This window comes from Bradyrhizobium sp. KBS0727 (assembly GCF_005937885.2).
GTDB lineage: Bacteria > Pseudomonadota > Alphaproteobacteria > Rhizobiales > Xanthobacteraceae > Bradyrhizobium.
In genome coordinates this window covers 6096254-6113228 of the sequence record NZ_CP042176.1, presented here as the reverse complement: position 1 = coordinate 6113228, position 16975 = coordinate 6096254, and the positions used below count along the sequence as shown (strand labels likewise).

The window sequence follows — 16975 nt, the reverse complement described above, 5'->3', positions numbered from 1 at the left end:
GCTCAACACATGTCGGTGCCGGGCGTAGCGTTCGCAACAGGCTCAGAACGGGTTCCAGGTCGCGCGCGGGGTATATTTGAGATAGCCGACATTGGCGCCGAGCCGAAGTCCGATACCGGAGCGGATCGGAACCAGCACGATGTTGTTGGCGGTCAGCGCGGTCATGCCGAAACCGCCGATGATATAGGCGGAGCCGTCGATGCCGACGAAGCGCTGATAGATCGCGTTGGTGGCCGGCAGGTTGTAGACCAGCGTCATGGTGCGCGCGCCGTCGCCGCCCCAGTCGAAGCCGACCGACGGTCCCTGCCAGTACACCCTGAGGTCGCCGGCGTTCTTGGTGTAGAGCGTGCCTTCGCCGTAACGCAGCCCGGCGACAAAAGCGCCGCTGCCTTCCTCGCCGAGCACGTAGCCGTTGGGCAGGCCCCATTGGCTGACCGCGCGCTCGATGACCGAGGCAAGGCCACGCGAGACGTTGCCGAAGAACTTGTGCCCGGCATTGACCAACTCGTCGGGCCCGAAGGTCGCGGGGCCCTGCTGCGGCGGCGGCAAAGGTTGCGCCTGTTGCGCCGAAGCCGGCACAGTCCAGCACATCAACGCGGCGAACGTCACCGCGGCAAGGCGTGAAGCAAAAATCATCAAAGAACCCCTGGTATCGAAATTCTGGCCGCCGTTCCTTAACCTGACACCAACAAGCACGGCTTTAGGTTGCGTCCAGTGTCCCCTCGACTCGATTGTTATCGGTACCAACTATGACGGCACAACGGCAGGAAAGATACGGTTGGCGCCCCGGGATGGCCTTTTTTGCCTTGTTGGTGGGCTTTTTCGCGGCTTTCAGCGTCGGTTTCGCCGCTTATGCCACAACCACCGAACGGGTGGTGGTGAACCGCTATTCCGGCCTGGCGATCGAGGGTTTTGACCCCGTGGCCTATTTCACCGACCAGCTGGCCACCCAGGGACTGCCCGATTTCGAGGCCGCCGAGTCCGGTGCGGTCTGGCGCTTCCGCAACGAGGGCAACCGGGCCTCTTTTGTCTCCCATCCTGAGGTCTACGGTCCCCAGTTCGGCGGTTACGATCCGGTCGATGTGGGGCGAGGGGTGACCTATGCCGGCAACCCACGCATCTGGCTGATCGTCGACCAGCGGCTCTATCTGTTCGGCCGCGAGGAGAGCCGCAACGCCTTCGCGGCGAACCCGGCGCGCTTCCTGCGAGAAGCAACCGGCCGCTGGCCGGCGCTGGAAGAGGGGCTCGCGCAGTAGGCCGGCTTTTGTAGCCCGGATGAGCCAACGGGTCGCGCGAATGCGCGCCCGATGACAGGCTCCGCGAAATCCGGGGACAGTGCATGACCAATTGAAAACTGCCGCGAGTTGACCACCCGTTCCCGGGTGTCGCTTCGCTCACCCGGGCTACAAGGAGGCATTCAAACCGCCGCGTCAGGATCGCCCCAGGCGATGAACTCGGGAATGATGAAATCCTCGCGCCCGGCCCCGAACTTCAGGGCGGCGCCGTTTGAATCCGTGATCTTGCCGCCGGCCGCGGTGACCACGGCATGGCCGGCCCCGACATCCCATTCGCAGGTCGGCGACAGGCGGGGATACATATCGACCAGGCCTTCGGCCACCCGGCCGAATTTGACCGCCGAACCGAGCTCGGACCGCACCGCGCCCGGCCGTCCCGCAATAAAGGCTTCGGTCCTGGCATCGCCATGGGAGCGGCTGACCGCAACCGTCCACGGCGCGCCACGCGCCGGGCAGGGGCGGGTGTGAATCGGTTCCACCAGGGGCGCGTTGGCGCGAAGCGTTATCCGCTCGGCGCCACGACCGACGATGCCGCGCCAGATCAGCCCCAGCGCAGGCGCGCTGACGATCCCGAGCAGCGGCGTGCCACGGGTCACCAGTGCCAGGTTGACGGTGAATTCGTTGCGGCCGGCGACGAATTCCTTGGTACCGTCGAGCGGATCGATCAGGAAGAAGCTGTCCTCAAAGGGCAACCGCGCCTCTCGGGCGCGCTCCTCGGAAAGCGAGGGTATGTGAGGGGCCAGCCGCGCCAGGCCTTCGGCGATGATGCGGTCGGCCGCGAGATCGGCCTCCGTTACCGGCGATCCGTCGCTCTTGCCGTCGACCTTCATGGCGGAACGGTTGACGGCCAGAATTGCGGCGCCGGCCGCCATCACCAGGTCGGTCAGCGGTTCGATCAGGGCGGCAGCGGCCTCGCCATCGCCGACAAGCGGATGTGCCTCATTCATGAGCGGCGCCCATTTGCTGTACGTCCTCCGCCCCTGCGGTCGCCCCGTGCTGGCAGCATGCGGCTGCGCAGTGTATCAAGCCAGCTCGCATGCGTGATTCGTAACTGTCCGCGACTCCAGCGGTTTTCCAGGAACATATGATGTCTGGCACTTCGTCTCCCGGTCCGGCTCCCGATGCCCTCGAACTTGCGGCACTGTTGTGTTCGCGGGTCTGTCACGATCTCATCAGTCCAGTTGGTGCCATCGTCAATGGGCTTGAGGTTCTCGACGACAATCCGAAGCCCGAAGATCGCGATTTCGCGCTCGATTTGATCCGCAAGAGCGCCAAGACCGCTTCGGCGCGGTTGCAGTTCTGCCGTTTGGCCTTTGGCGCGGCGGGATCGGCGGGTGCGCAGATCGATCTCGGCGACGCCCAGAACATGGCGCGGGGCCACATCGAGGACGGCAAGATCACCATCAGCTGGAATCTGCCGCGCGTGCTGCTGCCGAAGAATCGCGTCAAGCTGCTCCTGAACATGCTGATCATTGCCCAGCAGACCATCCCGCGCGGCGGTACGCTGACGATCGACCCGATCGGCGACGGCGAGACCATGAGCTTTCGCGTGACGTCCGCCGGTCTCAATGCCCGCGTGCCGCAGAATATCGCCGATCTGGTCAGCGCCAGTTCGACCGCGTCGATCGATGCGCATGCGGTGCAGCCTTACTATACACGGCTCTTGGCCCAGGCCTGCGGGTTGAGCGTGACGCTGGCGCTCGATGGCGAAAAGGTGGTCGTGACCGCCGCCTAGACCCGCGCCAATTTGTTAATCAAAGGTTGACGACAGGCCGCGGAATTCCTTGCCGCGGTCTTATCTCTTTGTTGAGCCCGTTCTTTTCCATTTGCTCAACCAATATTAAACGCTTTGCATAGAAGCTGGCCAAGTTCCGTCGAGGCACGTCGATGTCGCGTGCCGGTGCGTACCAAGGCCAGTTTCATGGATGATTTGTTGCGGGAGTTCCTGACCGAGACCAGCGAGAGCCTGGATACGGTCGACAATCAGTTGGTGCGGTTCGAGCAGGATCCGACCGACGCCAAGATCCTGGATAACATCTTCCGCCTGGTTCACACCATCAAGGGCACCTGCGGCTTCTTAGGGCTGCCGCGTCTCGAAGCGCTGGCCCATGCCGGCGAGACCTTGATGGGCAAATTCCGCGACGGCATGCCGGTGACGGCCGGCGCCGTGACGCTGATCCTGTCCTCGATCGACCGCATCAAGGAAATCCTCGCCGGCCTCGAGGCCACCGAGACCGAGCCCGAGGGCACCGACGAAGACCTGATCGAGAAACTGCACGAGATGGCCGAAGGCGCCGCGCATGCGGTTGCCGAAGTTGCCGCCGCACCGGTACCCGTGGTCGCCGCCCCTCCGGTGGCGCCGACAGCGCCCGCGGTCGCGCAGGGCACGCCCGTGACCAGCGTAGCTGGCACTTTGGTCGAGCAGGTGCTGGAACGTCCGTTGCGCCCCGGCGAAGTCTCGCTCGACGACCTCGAGCGCGCCTTCCGCGAGACCGAGATTGAAGTCGCGCCGGTCGCGCCCGCGCTTGCACCCGTCGTCAAGGCCGCCCCCGCCGCCGAGCCGGAAGCCGCCCCCGGGCCGCGCGCGAAAGCCAAGCCGCTAAAGAAGCCGATCGTCGCCGAGGCCGATGTCCAGGAAGCCGACAAGATCGCCAACCAGTCGATCCGCGTCAACGTCGACACGCTGGAACACCTGATGACCATGGTCTCCGAGCTGGTGCTGACCCGCAACCAGCTCCTGGAGATCTCCCGCCGCAACGAGGACACCGAGTTCAAGGTGCCGCTGCAGCGGCTCTCCAACGTCACCGCCGAACTGCAGGAAGGCGTCATGAAGACGCGGATGCAGCCGATCGGCAATGCCTGGCAGAAGCTGCCCCGCATCGTCCGCGACCTCTCCGGCGAACTCGGCAAGCAGATCGAACTGGAGATGCACGGCGCCGACACCGAACTCGACCGCCAGGTGCTCGACCTGATCAAGGATCCCTTGACCCACATGGTGCGCAACTCCGCCGACCACGGCCTGGAGACGCCGGCCGAGCGCTTGGCCAGCGGCAAGCCCGAGCAGGGCACCATCCGGCTCTCCGCCTACCATGAAGGCGGCCACATCATCATCTGCATCGCCGACAACGGCCGCGGCCTCAACACCGAGCGGATCAAGGCCAAGGCCATTCAGAACGGTCTGGTCTCGGAGTCCGATCTGGAGAAGATGACCGAAGCCCAGATCCACAAGTTCATCTTCGCGCCGGGCTTCTCGACCGCGGCCGCCGTCACCTCGGTCTCCGGCCGCGGCGTCGGCATGGACGTGGTGCGCACCAATATCGACCAGATCGGCGGCACCATCGACATCAAGTCGGTGGCCGGCGAAGGCTCCAGCGTCACCATCAAGATCCCGCTGACCCTGGCCATCGTCTCGGCCCTGATCGTGGAAGCCGCCGGCGACCGCTTTGCGATTCCGCAGCTGTCGGTGGTCGAGCTGGTGCGGGCCCGCGCCAACTCCGAACACCGCATCGAGCGCATCAAGGACACCGCGGTGCTCAGACTGCGCAACAAGCTGTTGCCGCTGATGCACCTGAAGAAGCTTTTGAAGATCGACGACGGCTCCTCGTCCGACCCCGAGAACGGTTTTATCGTGGTGACGCAGGTCGGCAGTCAAACGTTCGGCATCGTGGTCGACGGCGTGTTCCACACCGAAGAGATCGTGGTCAAGCCGATGTCGACCAAGCTGCGGCACATCGACATGTTCTCCGGCAACACCATTCTGGGGGACGGCGCGGTGATCATGATCATCGACCCCAACGGCATTGCCAAGGCGCTGGGTGCGGCCGGCTCCGCTTCCCGCGAGCTCGCCGACGAGCATGCCGCCGCGCACGCCTCCTCGGGCGAGCAGCTGACCTCGCTGTTGGTGTTCCGCGCCGGCTCGAACCAGCCCAAGGCGGTGCCGCTCGGGTTGGTGACCCGTCTGGAGGAGATCGCCACCGACAAGATCGAACTCAGTAACGGCCGCTACATGGTGCAGTACCGCGAGCAGTTGATGCCGCTGGTGCAGATGGACGGGGTCACGGTCCGGACCGCGGGCGCGCAGCCGATCCTGGTGTTCGCCGACGACGGCCGCTCGATGGGGCTGGTGGTCGACGAGATCATCGACATCGTCGAGGAGCGGCTGCACATCGAGGTGGCGGGCTCGCAGTCCGGCATCCTGGGTTCGGCCGTGATCAAGGGCCAGGCCACCGAAGTGATCGACGTCGGCCACTTCCTGCCGATGGCGTTCGCCGACTGGTTCTCGCGCAAGGAGATGCGGCCCTCGATGTCGGCGCAGTCGGTGCTGCTGGTCGACGATAGCGCGTTCTTCCGCAACATGCTGGCGCCGGTGCTGAAAGCCGCCGGCTACCGGGTCCGGGTCGCCCCCAACGCCCAGGAAGGCCTCACCGCGCTGCGCTCGGGCCAGGCCTTCGACGTGGTGCTGACCGACATCGAGATGCCCGACATGAACGGGTTCGAGTTTGCCGAGACCATCCGGGCCGACCAGCACCTGAGTTCGATGCCGATCATCGCATTGTCCTCGATGGTGTCGCCGGCGGCGATCGAACGCGGCCGGCAGGCCGGCTTCCACGACTACGTCGCCAAGTTCGACCGTCCCGGCCTGATCGCGGCGCTGAAGGAACAGACCGCCGCGGCCGAGATCAGGCAGGCGGCTTAAGAAAGCAAGCACATGACAACGACCAAGACCGACACCATCGAGGGCACCGTGGCCGAATACGTCACCGCCGTGATCGGCGGCCAGCTGTTCGGCCTGCCGATCTCCCGCGTCCAGGACGTGTTCATGCCGGAACGGCTGACCCGGGTGCCGCTGTCGTCGGCGGAGATCGCCGGTGTGCTCAACCTGCGCGGCCGCATCGTCACCGTGGTCGACATGCGCGCCCGGCTCGGTTTGCCGAAGAACGAGGACGGCAAGCCGCCGATGGCGGTCGGCGTCGACCTGCGCGGCGAGTCCTACGGTCTTCTGATCGACCAGATCGGCGAGGTGCTCCGACTCGCCGACGAGGGCCGCGAGGACAACCCCGTCAACCTCGATCCCCGCATGGCCAAGCTCGCCGGCGGCGTCCACCGGCTCGACGGCCAGCTCATGGTCGTCCTCGACGTCGATCGCGTCCTCGAAATCGTGCCTGACCTGATGGCGGCATAAGAAGCAAGCTGCGTAACGAACCTGGAACGGAAACGTCCCTTTCTATGGGATTGGTGAGAAGCAGAGGCCGAAAATGAGAACATGTCTGGTCGTCGATGACTCAAGCGTCATTCGAAAGGTCGCGCGCCGCATTCTGGAAGGTCTCGATTTCCAGATCATCGAAGCCGAGGATGGCGAGAAGGCGCTGGAGGTGTGCAAACGCGCCATGCCCGAGGCGGTGCTGCTCGACTGGAACATGCCGGTCATGGACGGCTACGAATTTCTCGGCAATCTCCGCCGCATGCCCGGCGGCGACGCCCCCAAGGTGGTGTTCTGCACCACCGAGAACGACGTCGCGCACATCGCGCGCGCGCTGCATGCCGGCGCCAACGAATACATCATGAAGCCGTTCGACAAGGACATCGTCACCGCGAAGTTCCAGGAAGTCGGCCTGATCTGATTCTTGTTCTTGCGACCGGCGGCCGAGCGGCCTCCGGCTTTGTTTTGTTAATTTGTACCTGGCGTTCTTGGTGAAGTAATGAGTATTGCGTTGACAAGTCCTGCGGCCCCGACGTCGACACGGCAGGAAAAGCTGCGCGTGATGGTGGTCGATGACTCCGTCGTGATCCGCGGCATGATTTCGCGGTGGATCGCCGCGGAGCCGGACATGGAGGTTGCCGCCTCCCTGCGCACCGGCCTGGACGCCGTCAACCAGCTCGAACGCATCAACCCTGACGTCGCCGTGCTCGATATCGAAATGCCGGACCTCGATGGCATCTCGGCGCTGCCGCGACTGCTGGCGAAGAAGCGCGACCTCATCATCATCATGGCGTCGACGCTGACCCGCCGCAACGCGGAGATCAGCTTCAAGGCGCTTTCGCTCGGCGCGTCCGACTACATTCCGAAGCCGGAAAGCACCCGCGAGGCCACCGCGGCCGAAACCTTTCACCACGACCTGATTCAGAAGATCCGCCATCTCGGCGCCAAGGTTCGTCGCACGGCATCGGCGACCGCGCATGCGAGCCCGACTTTGGCCCCGGTTCTTGCGCGCGAGGCGGCGGCCCGTCCGGTGGCAGCACCGGCGGCGCAAATGCAATTGATGCGCCGGCCATTCAGCATGCTGGCGCCGCGCGTGCTCCTGATCGGCTCGTCGACCGGCGGTCCACAGGCCCTGATGTCGCTGGTCACGGAAATCGGTCCCGTGATCGACCGCTTTCCGGTGCTGATCACCCAGCACATGCCGCCGACCTTCACCACGATTCTCGCCGAGCATCTGGCGCGCTCGAGCCGCCGTCCGGCCCGCGAAGCCGTCGACGGCGAGATCGTCAAGGCCGGACAGATTTATCTGGCGCCGGGTGGCCGCCACATGCGCGTCGTGCGCCACGGCGCCGACGCCGCGATCGCGCTTGATGACGGTCCGCCGGTGAACTTCTGCAAGCCCGCGGTCGATCCGCTGTTCAACTCGGCGATCGACGTCTGGCAGGGCGGTGTCATGTCGTTGATCCTGACCGGCATGGGTTCCGACGGCATGCGCGGCGGCAAGGACATTGTTGCTGCCGGCGGCAGCGTGATCGCCCAGGACGAGGCGACGAGCGTGGTGTGGGGCATGCCGGGCGCCGCCGCCAATGCCGGCATTTGCGCCGCCATCCTTCCGCTCAATCAGATCGGGCCGAAACTGGTTCGACTGTTTTCGGGAGATCGTTCGTGACGCCTCTGGACTATGAGTATCTGCGCAAGCTTCTGAAAGAGCGTTCCGGACTGGACCTGTCGGCTGACAAGCAATACCTGGTGGAAAGCCGCCTCGTGCCGCTGGCGCGCAGGTCGGGTCTGCAGGGTATTCCCGAACTGGTTTCGATAATGAAGGGCGGCGCCGAGGCGCTGATCGCCGAAGTGGTCGAGGCGATGACCACCAACGAGACGTTCTTCTTCCGCGACAAGGTGCCGTTCGATCATCTGAAGGAGACGGTGCTTCCGGCGCTGGTGCAGGCGCGCGCGGCCCGCCGTACTTTACGGATCTGGTGCGCGGCTGCCTCGACCGGGCAGGAGCCGTATTCGATCGCGATGTGCCTGAAGGAAGCCGGGGCGATGCTGTCGGGCTGGCGCACTGAAATCATCGCGACCGACCTCTCGCACGGTGTGCTGGAGAAAGCCCGAGCCGGCGTGTTCAGCCAGTTTGAAGTGCAGCGCGGCCTGCCGATCCAGATGTTGGTGAAATATTTCACGCAGAGCGGCGAGTTGTGGCAGCTCAATGCCGACATCCGCAGCATGGTGCAGTATCGCCAGCTCAATCTGCTGCAGGATTTCTCCCATCTCGGCACTTTCGACATCATCTTCTGCCGCAACGTGCTGATCTATTTCGACCAGGCCACCAAGGTCAGCATCTTCGATCGCATGTCGCGCATGATCGAGCCCGACGGCGTGCTGGCGCTGGGTGCTGCCGAGTCGGTGGTCGGCATCACCAACGCGTTCAAGCCGTTGCCGGACCGGCGCGGACTCTATTGTTCGAACGCAGCACCGGTTGTGCGCGGCGGCGCCTCGACGGTGATGCCGCAAATGCTGAAGGCGGTTGCTTCGGCACGCTGACCGGCGGCAAAGGCCAGGCCGGCACCAACGGTTCCGCGAGGCGCCGCCGTCTGGCCTCATCGCCAGACAAGTGATGGAACTGGATCATGCCGCTCGCTATTCGCTTCCTTCCCGGACTGTTGCTGGTGCTGGTTGGTTTCGCGGTCTGGACGGCATTCTCTGTCTTGCCCGGGTTAATGCAATCGTCTGCGCCGTTTCGAATTCGTGAAGCATGGGACACGGCCTTGTTCTGGCGGCTCGGCGTGCCCTTGATGCTGCTGGCCCAGGCAGTGGGAGGCGCGGTGGCGCGCAACGGCATCATTTGGCAACCGCTATGGATGCTCGGTGGGCTGTTCGCCGGTGTGGTGGCGGTGCATCCAGGTGGCGGAGATTTCGGAATGCTTCCGCTTGCCGTAATCCTGATCGGCGTGCCGTCCTATCTCGGCTTGCTGGCCGCCGCCGCGGTCGGCCGGGCGGCTGGTAAGTTTCTTGGCGACTGATCGATGGCGGTCTACAGAATCGCGTGCGGCAGGAACCGCGACGTATTGCCGGTGATCGGATTCTCGTCCTCGCGGATCGACAGGCCGCATGGCACGTGATCGACCAGCCAGCTTCCGAGCACCGGATACTGATCGGCAAAGTTCGGCAGCGGCGCCATCGCCTGCCGGATGAATCCCTCCGCGCCGTACGGTCCTTCCTGCTCGACCAGCGTGGTGCCGGCGCTGACCAGCGCGACATTGGCGCCTTCGCGCGAATAGAGCGGCTTGCGCACGAACGAGCTGCCGAGGCGCGCGGCGTTCGGATCGTCCTCGAAATAGGCGGGTAGCAGATTGGGATGGTTCGGAAACATCTCCCACAATAGCGGCAGAATGCCCTTGTTGGAGAGGATGGCCTTCCACGGCGGCTCGATCCAGCGCGTCGGCGCGCTCAATAACTTCGCGCCGAATGCATCGTGGAACATCCACTCCCAGGGATAGAGCTTGAAGGCGAGTTCGATGGCGCGGTCGTCGATGTCGACGAACTGGCCGTCGTCGCGCAACCCGATATCTTCGATATCGATCAGCGTGGTCTTTAGTCCCGCCTGCGAGGCGGTGTCCTCGAGATAGGCGAGCGTTCCCGCATCCTCGGTATTCTCGGTCATCCCCGCGAGATGCAGGTGATGCGCGCCGCCGAGCTTGATCCAGGCCTCGATCAGGCGCTCATGGATCGAATTGAACTGGTCGGCGCGCTTCGGGATAATGTTGCGTTCGATCGCCTGTTCGAGCCAGGTCCACTGGAACACGGCCGCCTCGAAGATCGAGGTCGGCGTGTCGGCGTTGTATTCCAGCAGCTTTGCGGGGCCGTGAGCGCCGAAACTCAGATCCAGCCTGCCATAGAGGCTGCCGTCGTCGCGGTGCCAGCTTGCCGAAATCAGCGGCCAGAACGCTTCCGGTATCTTCAGCCGGCGCAGATAGTCCTCGTCGTCGATGGCGTGGCCGACCAGTTCGAGGCACATCGCGTCGATTTCGGCGGTGGGCGCCTCGATCCCGCGTTCGATCTCGTCGAGCGTGAACGCGTAGTAGGCGCGCTCGTCCCAGTAGCGCTCGCCGTCGATGGTGTGAAAATCGAAGCCGGTGCTTTCGGCGGTCGCACGCCAGTCGTCGCGTTCAGGACAGACGATGCGCTGCATCAGCCGCCGCCATGTGCGTGCCCGCCATGACCGTGACCATGCAATCTGCCTGGTGTGCCGCCAAAGCCGCGATAGGTCGCGCGGCAATACATCCGCCCGTCGGGGCCGGGCAGGGCCTCATTCCCCGGCCCGCAATCCCGCCGCGGCGCCAGCCCCATCGAAACCGCACCGATCGCAGCACTTCCCATCAATGTCAGCACCACACGGCGCGAGCGTTTCATGGTGGCGATCCCGTTTCCGGATCTTTCCGGTTGACCGGCAGTTTCCATCACCTGCGCGAGCGGACGCAAGCGAAAGCCCGCCGCTTCACGGCTTCGTGCGGGCACTCAGCCGCCGCCGGAGAAGTGTGCGGCAAAGGAATGCGCAAACGAACCGAAGCCGCCGCGTTGCACGCCGCCCGAGCTTGATTCCGAACCGCCGGAGCCCGAGTGGCTCGCAGAAGAGTCGCCCGAGGAAGAATTGCCCGAGAAGAAGCTGCTGCGCGAGGAACCGCCGCCCGAGCCGCCGTGGCTGCTGGATGAAGACCCGCGCGGCTGGCATTCCGTCGGCGCCGCCATTCCCGGCGGCGTCTGCTGGCAGGTCTCGCCCGGCATCAGCGCATAGGCGCCGCCGCCGACCGCCAGCGTGCCCATCAGCAACAGCGCGACATGCCCGGAGCGTTTCACCGGCGCCGGCGTGATCAGCGGCGCGCCTACCGGTCTGCGCTTGCCGAATTCATGGGAGGGCTTGCCGGGCATGGTCAGTAGATCATGCAGGCGGCGTTGAGCGCGCCCGCGGCCAGCGATGACAATCCGAGCCAGATCGCGGCGGCGAGTTCGCCGGCCGCGATCCGCGCCGACAGGTTCGGCACCGGGATCTTGACGATGTAATAGACGGCGATCTGCACGACCAGCGCGATCGCGCTCCAGATCAGGCAATCCACCACATTGGCGGAATGGGCGATGGCCGAGACCACCGGCAGCACGAAGCCGAGCAGGCTCAAGCCGAGCGCGATCGCCGCGGCCGGGTCGTTGGCGCGGATCAGGGCGAACTCATCATGCGGGGTGACGCGGGTGTAGACGAACAGGTAGGCCACGACGGCGAGCAGCGCGGTGCAGAAATAGACCAGGAACGCCGGCAGCCCGGCGAGGGATTGTAGGATCATTCGACGTGCCCCCGACTCGACTAGCCCTCAGGCTTGCACGAACCATCGGTCGATGCACGCCAGGCCGCGGTTCAATCCCAAACAAAAACCCCGCCATTTGCGGCGGGGTCCAGTCGGGAGGAGTGAGCCTTTTGGCTCGCGGTAACCCGTAAAAGTCTAGGCGGGGATGCGCTCTTCATGCTCGTGCGGCTCGCGCAGCACGTAGCCGCGGCCCCACACGGTCTCGATGAAGTTGCGGCCTTCGGAGGCATTGGCGAGCTTCTTGCGCAGCTTGCAGATGAAGACGTCGATGATCTTCAGCTCGGGCTCGTCCATGCCGCCATAAAGGTGGTTGAGGAACATTTCCTTGGTGAGGGTCGTTCCCTTGCGGAGCGAGAGCAGCTCCAGCATCTGGTATTCCTTGCCCGTCAGGTGGACGCGCTGGCCACCGACCTCGACCGTCTTGGTGTCGAGATTGACCACGAGATCGCCGGTCTGGATCACCGACTGGGCGTGGCCCTTGGAACGGCGCACGATCGCGTGGATGCGGGCGACCAGTTCGTCCTTGTGGAAGGGCTTGGTCATGTAGTCGTCGGCGCCGACGCCGAGACCCTTGACCTTGTCCTCGATGCCGGCGAGGCCGGAGAGGATCAGAATGGGGGTCTTGATCTTCGAGACCCGGAGCTGCTTGAGCACGTCGTAGCCGGACATGTCGGGCAGGTTGAGGTCGAGAAGGATAATGTCGTAATCGTAAAGCTTACCGAGATCGACGCCTTCTTCTCCGAGGTCCGTCGTATAGACGTTGAAACTCTCGGATTTAAGCATCAGCTCGATCGACTGCGCGACGGCGCTGTCATCTTCTATCAGCAAAACGCGCATGCCAGTCCCCTATCGTCGCCGCTCCGGGCGTCAGGTCGGCCGCACTTGCGGCACTCAAAACGCCTTTGAACAACTGATTCGGATCCTGACAGATACATGGTTAACAAAATCTGATTCCCGTTCGCAAGCTCTATCAGTGCAATTTTTATCGAATCGCCCTAAGATATTGCGTCGAAGCAGCTTTTACCTACCGTGTTCGCTCAAGCTCCACATTAAGAGGCGGGCCTAACCGACTCTCACGACTCATCCTTCTTCTGATGGACGAGCGTTCTCAGTCACCAAAGACAGTGACGTAATGATTAACGATGCGGGTAAACACGAGGTTAAGCGCCGGGCTCAAAAGCGCGGAAACTTAAGGTTTTCGCAATGAAGGCCCTCGCGGAACAGATCGGCGACATCGACGGCGTCAATATTTATGGCCGAGTGGTCGGTGTGCGCGGGCTGATGGTCGAGATCGCGGGTCCCATCCACGCGATGTCGGTCGGCGCCCGTATCGTGATCGAGACCGGCACCAACCGTTTCATCGCGGCCGAAGTCATCGGCTTTTCCGGCAGCAACGCCGTCGTCATGCCATTCGGCGGCCTCGAGGGCGTCCGGCGCGGCTGCCGCGCCGTGATCGCCAGTGCCGGGAACCAGGTGCGGCCGTCGCCGGCCTGGCTCGGCCGGGTGATCAACGCGATGGGCGAGCCGATCGACGGCAAGGGGCCGCTGGTGCAGGGCCCGTCGCCGATGCCGTATCGGGCTTCGCCGCCGCCGGCGCATTCGCGCAAGCGCGTCGGCGCGCCGCTCGATCTCGGCGTTCGCGCGCTCAATACCTTCCTGACCTGCTGCCGCGGCCAGCGGCTCGGCATCTTCGCCGGCTCCGGCGTCGGCAAGTCGGTGCTGCTGTCGATGCTGGCGCGCAACGTCGATGCAGACATCACCGTCATCGGCCTGATCGGCGAACGCGGCCGCGAGGTACAGGAATTCCTGCAGGAAGACCTTGGCGAGGCAGGTCTGGCACGTTCGGTGGTGGTGGTCGCGACCTCCGACGAGCCGGCCCTGATGCGGCGGCAGGCGGCTTATTTGACGCTGGCGATCGCGGAATATTTCCGTGACGAGGACAAGGACGTGCTGTGCCTGATGGATTCGGTCACGCGCTTTGCAATGGCGCAGCGCGAGATCGGGCTGTCGGCCGGCGAGCCGCCGACCGCCAAGGGCTATACCCCGACCGTGTTTACCGAGCTGCCGAAGCTTCTGGAGCGGGCAGGGCCGGGCACCGGCGTCGGCACCATCACCGCGATCTTCACGGTTCTGGTCGACGGCGACGATCATAATGAGCCGATCGCGGACGCCGTGCGCGGCATCCTCGACGGTCACATCGTGATGCAGCGCTCGATCGCCGAGCGCGGACGGTTTCCGGCGATCAACATCCTCAGATCGGTGTCCCGCACGATGCCGCGGTCGGCCGATCCGGCCTATCTGCCCGTGATCACCAGGGCTCGCCAGGTGATGGCGACCTACGCCGACATGGAGGAGCTGATCCGGCTCGGCGCCTACCGGGCGGGCTCAAGCCCGGAGGTCGATGAGGCGATCCGGCTGCATGAGCCGCTGGAGGGCTTCCTGCGCCAGTCCCAGGACGAAAATTCGAGCCTGGCCGACGGCTACCGCCAATTGGCGGAAATCCTGACAAATTTGGAAACGGAACGCTAACTTTGTCAGGCCATCATCGCCGGCACCTGATTAGCCATGCCGGCGGGGCCCTGGGGGGAGCCGGCTTTGTCCCGCGTACAATATTGGGACTTCTGGGGAGTATGAGTCGATGAAGTCACGTGAAACGCTGATCCGCCTGAAGAAATTTCAGGTGGATGAAAAGCGCCGAAGGGTCACCCAGATCGAAGGCATGATCGCCGATTTCCAGCGCATGTCGGTCGACCTCGAGCGCGAAATCCAGACCGAACAGGACCGGGCCGGGATCAACGATCCCTCCCATTTTGCCTATCCGACCTACGCCAAGGCGGCGATTCAGCGCCGCGAAAACCTGACCCGCTCCGCCGACGAACTGCGCATCCAGCTCGAGGATGCCAAGAGCCTGCTCGGCGAGGCGTTCGAGGAGCTCAAGAAGGTCGAACTGCTCGACGAGCGTGACCAGGCGCGCGAACGCGCCGAGGAGAGCGCCCGGGAGCAGGCCGACATGGACTCCATCGGCCTGATGCGTGCGCGCATCGGCGCGATCGCCTGACGCGCTACCGCTGATTCTCAACGATCGAAGCCCGGGCTGCAAGGCCCGGGCTTTTCTTTGTTGATCCGGTGGGCGCTGCAACTTGGTGGCCGGTTTGGCGCAGGGTATGCTACGAGGATGGTCGATTGCTCCCGGCGTAAGCCGCGATGGGGGATCGCGATTTGGGGGACGCTGAATGCTGACGCCAGCTGAGCTGGTCTGGCTGATTGCCGCTGTGGCGAAGGGGGATGAGGCCGCTTTCGAGCGCCTTTACGCCGCCACGCGCGCGAAACTCTTTGGCGTGGTGCTCCGTATCTTGCGGCGACAGGATCTCGCCGAGGAGGTCATTCAGGAGGCATACGTCAAGATCTGGAACAGCGCCGGACAGTTCAATCCCGGCCTGTCTTCACCGATTACATGGATGGCATCGATCGCGCGCAACCGGGCGATCGACGTGGTGCGCAAGAAGAGTGAGGCCTCGATCGAGGAGGAGCCGACCGCGATGGAAGTGGCGGCCGATTCACCCGATCCGCTGGCGCGGCGCGAGATGACGGAAGAGTTGAAGCGGTTGCTGGAGTGCGTTGGGCGCCTCGAGCCGGATCGGCAGAAGCTGGTGTTGCTGGCCTATTACAATGGCTGGAGCCGCGAGCAACTGGCCGCCAAGTTCGAGACACCGGTGAATACGGTGAAGACGTGGCTGCGTCGCAGCATGATGGATATCCGAGAGTGTCTCGGACTCTAGTAATTTTGGATGTCTGGACTGTGAACGATGGCCTATAGCGAAGACCATATCGCGCTCGCGGCGGAATATGCGCTCGGTACCCTCGATGCCGACGAGCGCACGCAGGTCGAGATGATGATGGCCGTCGACACCGAGTTCACAGCGGTCGTCCATGCGTGGGAGTACCGGCTCGGTGTGCTGAACCAGATGGTCGGTTCGGTCGAGCCGCGGCCGATCGTGTGGGAGAACATCAAGGCCGCGATCGGGCATTCCGGCGAGCAGGCGCCGCTGGTGCTCCCCGAGGCGCCGCCGGCTCCGCCGCCGGTCGCGCCCGTAATCGTGCAGGCGCCCGTGGCCGATGATTCCAACGTTATTCAGTTGTCGGGGCGGCTGAAGCGCATGCGCACGCTGGCATCGGTCGCGACCGGGTTGGCCGCTGCCCTGATCGCGATGCTGGCGGTACAGGTCTATGCGCCGGATCTTTTGCCTGAAGGGCTCCGCGCCAAGCCGCGCATCAGGACTGTCGAGGTCAAGACGCCGGCGCCGCCGGCACAGCCCTCGGCGCAATATGTCGCCCTCTTGCAGCGCGACGGCGGTTCGCCCGCGTTCATTCTGACCGTCGACGCCGCGACCAAGAATTTCACGGTGCGCAAGGTCGGCGCTGACGCCGCCGAGGCCGGCAAGAGCTTTGAGCTGTGGCTGATCTCCGACCGGCTGCCGCAACCGCGCTCGCTCGGCGTGATCGGCGGCGGCGATTTCACCACGCGTCCGCTGCTGGCGTCCTACGACGCCAACACGATCAACGCTGCAACCTATGCGGTGACGGTCGAACAGGCCGGCGGCTCGCCCGACGGCAAGCCGCACTCGACCCCGATCTATACCGGCAAGCTGATCGAGACCGTGCCCGCGGCGCGCTGATCCCTGGCTGGCCGCCACGCCGATTGCGATACCCCGCAAAAAGAAAACGCCCGTGGGCGCAAAAAGAAAACGCCCGTGGGGAGCGGGCGCTTTCTCAGTCAACTTGGGGTAGTTGGGGTCTTAATATCCACGTGGCGACTTTGGGGGGCTATAAAGAGCCGCGTGAATTCCGTTAATTCCTTTAGCGCACCAGCCAGCGTTCGTTTACCGGACGACGGAGTTGCCTGAGCTGGTAATCACGACCGGCTTGCCGGCCTTCATCACGCGCGCGGTCTGGGTGAACCCTTCATCCGAACTGTTGCGCGTCGAGATGCTGAACCCGGCGACCAGGATACCCGCGACGAGCGCCACGACCACGATCTTGAGATGGGTCGTGCGATCCGCGCTGTAAATCGAGTGGTTCATGGAAGTCTCCTGCCGCCTTCCGGCCTGTGAAATTTCGTCGGT

Annotated in this window: 20 protein-coding genes; 12 read left to right on the top strand and 8 right to left on the bottom strand. The window is 64.3% G+C overall.

Annotated features, from left to right (window positions below; translation table 11 throughout):
- Window positions 1-42 precede the first annotated feature (42 nt).
- Window positions 43-636 (bottom strand): DUF1134 domain-containing protein, encoded by a 594-nt coding sequence (locus FFI89_RS28525; RefSeq protein ID WP_138830851.1) that lies wholly within the window; start codon window positions 634-636, stop codon window positions 43-45.
- 155 nt (window positions 637-791) lie between these two features.
- Between FFI89_RS28525 and FFI89_RS28520 the strand changes: the two genes are divergently transcribed.
- A complete protein-coding gene (locus tag FFI89_RS28520; protein WP_138830850.1) occupies window positions 792-1256 on the top strand; it encodes a YHS domain-containing (seleno)protein in 465 nt (154 codons plus the stop codon).
- Between the two features lie 161 nt (window positions 1257-1417).
- On the opposite strand, the gene FFI89_RS28515 is transcribed toward FFI89_RS28520, so the two are convergent.
- Window positions 1418-2242, bottom strand: coding sequence for a 3'(2'),5'-bisphosphate nucleotidase CysQ (locus tag FFI89_RS28515; RefSeq protein ID WP_138830849.1), 825 nt, complete (start codon window positions 2240-2242; stop codon window positions 1418-1420).
- Between the two features lie 140 nt (window positions 2243-2382).
- Between FFI89_RS28515 and chpT the strand changes: the two genes are divergently transcribed.
- The 7 genes from chpT (at window position 2383) to FFI89_RS28480 (ending at window position 9518) form a co-directional block, all read left to right on the top strand.
- Window positions 2383-3030 carry a histidine phosphotransferase ChpT gene (gene chpT / locus FFI89_RS28510; protein WP_138830848.1) on the top strand — a complete coding sequence of 216 codons (648 nt, stop codon included), beginning with the start codon at window positions 2383-2385 and terminating at the stop codon, window positions 3028-3030.
- A gap of 186 nt (window positions 3031-3216) precedes the next feature.
- Window positions 3217-5991: a hybrid sensor histidine kinase/response regulator gene (locus tag FFI89_RS28505; RefSeq protein ID WP_144596289.1), complete on the top strand. Its 2775-nt coding sequence runs from the start codon at window positions 3217-3219 to the stop codon at window positions 5989-5991.
- Between the two features lie 12 nt (window positions 5992-6003).
- Complete coding sequence (locus tag FFI89_RS28500; protein WP_138830846.1) at window positions 6004-6477, top strand: chemotaxis protein CheW; 474 nt, start codon at window positions 6004-6006, stop codon at window positions 6475-6477.
- A gap of 73 nt (window positions 6478-6550) precedes the next feature.
- On the top strand, window positions 6551-6916 hold the full coding sequence (locus tag FFI89_RS28495; RefSeq protein WP_138830845.1) for a PleD family two-component system response regulator: 366 nt from the start codon (window positions 6551-6553) through the stop codon (window positions 6914-6916).
- Between the two features lie 78 nt (window positions 6917-6994).
- Entirely contained in the window at window positions 6995-8164 is a 1170-nt protein-coding gene (locus tag FFI89_RS28490) for a chemotaxis response regulator protein-glutamate methylesterase (protein WP_138830844.1), read from the top strand.
- Entirely contained in the window at window positions 8161-9039 is an 879-nt protein-coding gene (locus FFI89_RS28485) for a protein-glutamate O-methyltransferase CheR (protein ID WP_138830843.1), read from the top strand. The genes FFI89_RS28490 and FFI89_RS28485 overlap by 4 nt, the downstream gene beginning before the upstream one ends.
- Window positions 9040-9125: 86 nt before the next feature.
- Window positions 9126-9518 carry a hypothetical protein gene (locus FFI89_RS28480; RefSeq protein WP_138830842.1) on the top strand — a complete coding sequence of 131 codons (393 nt, stop codon included), beginning with the start codon at window positions 9126-9128 and terminating at the stop codon, window positions 9516-9518.
- An 11-nt stretch (window positions 9519-9529) separates the two neighbouring features.
- Here the strand turns inward: FFI89_RS28480 and FFI89_RS28475 are convergent, their stop codons facing one another.
- The 5 genes from FFI89_RS28475 to ctrA form a co-directional block, all read right to left on the bottom strand.
- Entirely contained in the window at window positions 9530-10687 is a 1158-nt protein-coding gene (locus tag FFI89_RS28475; RefSeq protein ID WP_138830841.1) for a glutathionylspermidine synthase family protein, read from the bottom strand.
- The gene (locus FFI89_RS28470; protein WP_138830840.1) at window positions 10687-10908 is read right to left on the bottom strand and encodes a hypothetical protein; all 222 of its coding nucleotides are present in this window, start codon (window positions 10906-10908) and stop codon (window positions 10687-10689) included. The genes FFI89_RS28475 and FFI89_RS28470 overlap by 1 nt, the downstream gene beginning before the upstream one ends.
- 105 nt (window positions 10909-11013) lie before the next feature.
- Complete coding sequence (locus FFI89_RS28465) at window positions 11014-11424, bottom strand: hypothetical protein (protein WP_138830839.1); 411 nt, start codon at window positions 11422-11424, stop codon at window positions 11014-11016.
- Between the two features lie 2 nt (window positions 11425-11426).
- On the bottom strand, window positions 11427-11831 hold the full coding sequence (locus tag FFI89_RS28460; protein WP_138830838.1) for a DUF350 domain-containing protein: 405 nt from the start codon (window positions 11829-11831) through the stop codon (window positions 11427-11429).
- Window positions 11832-11987: 156 nt separating this feature from the next.
- Window positions 11988-12689 carry a response regulator transcription factor CtrA gene (ctrA, locus tag FFI89_RS28455; RefSeq protein ID WP_008138878.1) on the bottom strand — a complete coding sequence of 234 codons (702 nt, stop codon included), beginning with the start codon at window positions 12687-12689 and terminating at the stop codon, window positions 11988-11990.
- A gap of 366 nt (window positions 12690-13055) precedes the next feature.
- On the opposite strand from ctrA, the gene fliI reads away from it, so the two are divergent.
- From fliI to FFI89_RS28435, 4 genes are all read left to right on the top strand, one after another.
- Entirely contained in the window at window positions 13056-14381 is a 1326-nt protein-coding gene (gene fliI, locus FFI89_RS28450) for a flagellar protein export ATPase FliI (RefSeq protein WP_138830837.1), read from the top strand.
- A 109-nt stretch (window positions 14382-14490) separates the two neighbouring features.
- Window positions 14491-14910 carry a flagellar export protein FliJ gene (gene fliJ, locus FFI89_RS28445; protein WP_138830836.1) on the top strand — a complete coding sequence of 140 codons (420 nt, stop codon included), beginning with the start codon at window positions 14491-14493 and terminating at the stop codon, window positions 14908-14910.
- Window positions 14911-15085: 175 nt separating this feature from the next.
- Entirely contained in the window at window positions 15086-15631 is a 546-nt protein-coding gene (locus FFI89_RS28440; protein ID WP_138830835.1) for a sigma-70 family RNA polymerase sigma factor, read from the top strand.
- Between the two features lie 27 nt (window positions 15632-15658).
- Window positions 15659-16528 carry an anti-sigma factor domain-containing protein gene (locus FFI89_RS28435; protein ID WP_138830834.1) on the top strand — a complete coding sequence of 290 codons (870 nt, stop codon included), beginning with the start codon at window positions 15659-15661 and terminating at the stop codon, window positions 16526-16528.
- A 204-nt stretch (window positions 16529-16732) separates the two neighbouring features.
- Here the strand turns inward: FFI89_RS28435 and FFI89_RS28430 are convergent, their stop codons facing one another.
- The gene (locus FFI89_RS28430; RefSeq protein ID WP_138830833.1) at window positions 16733-16933 is read right to left on the bottom strand and encodes a hypothetical protein; all 201 of its coding nucleotides are present in this window, start codon (window positions 16931-16933) and stop codon (window positions 16733-16735) included.
- Window positions 16934-16975 lie beyond the last annotated feature (42 nt).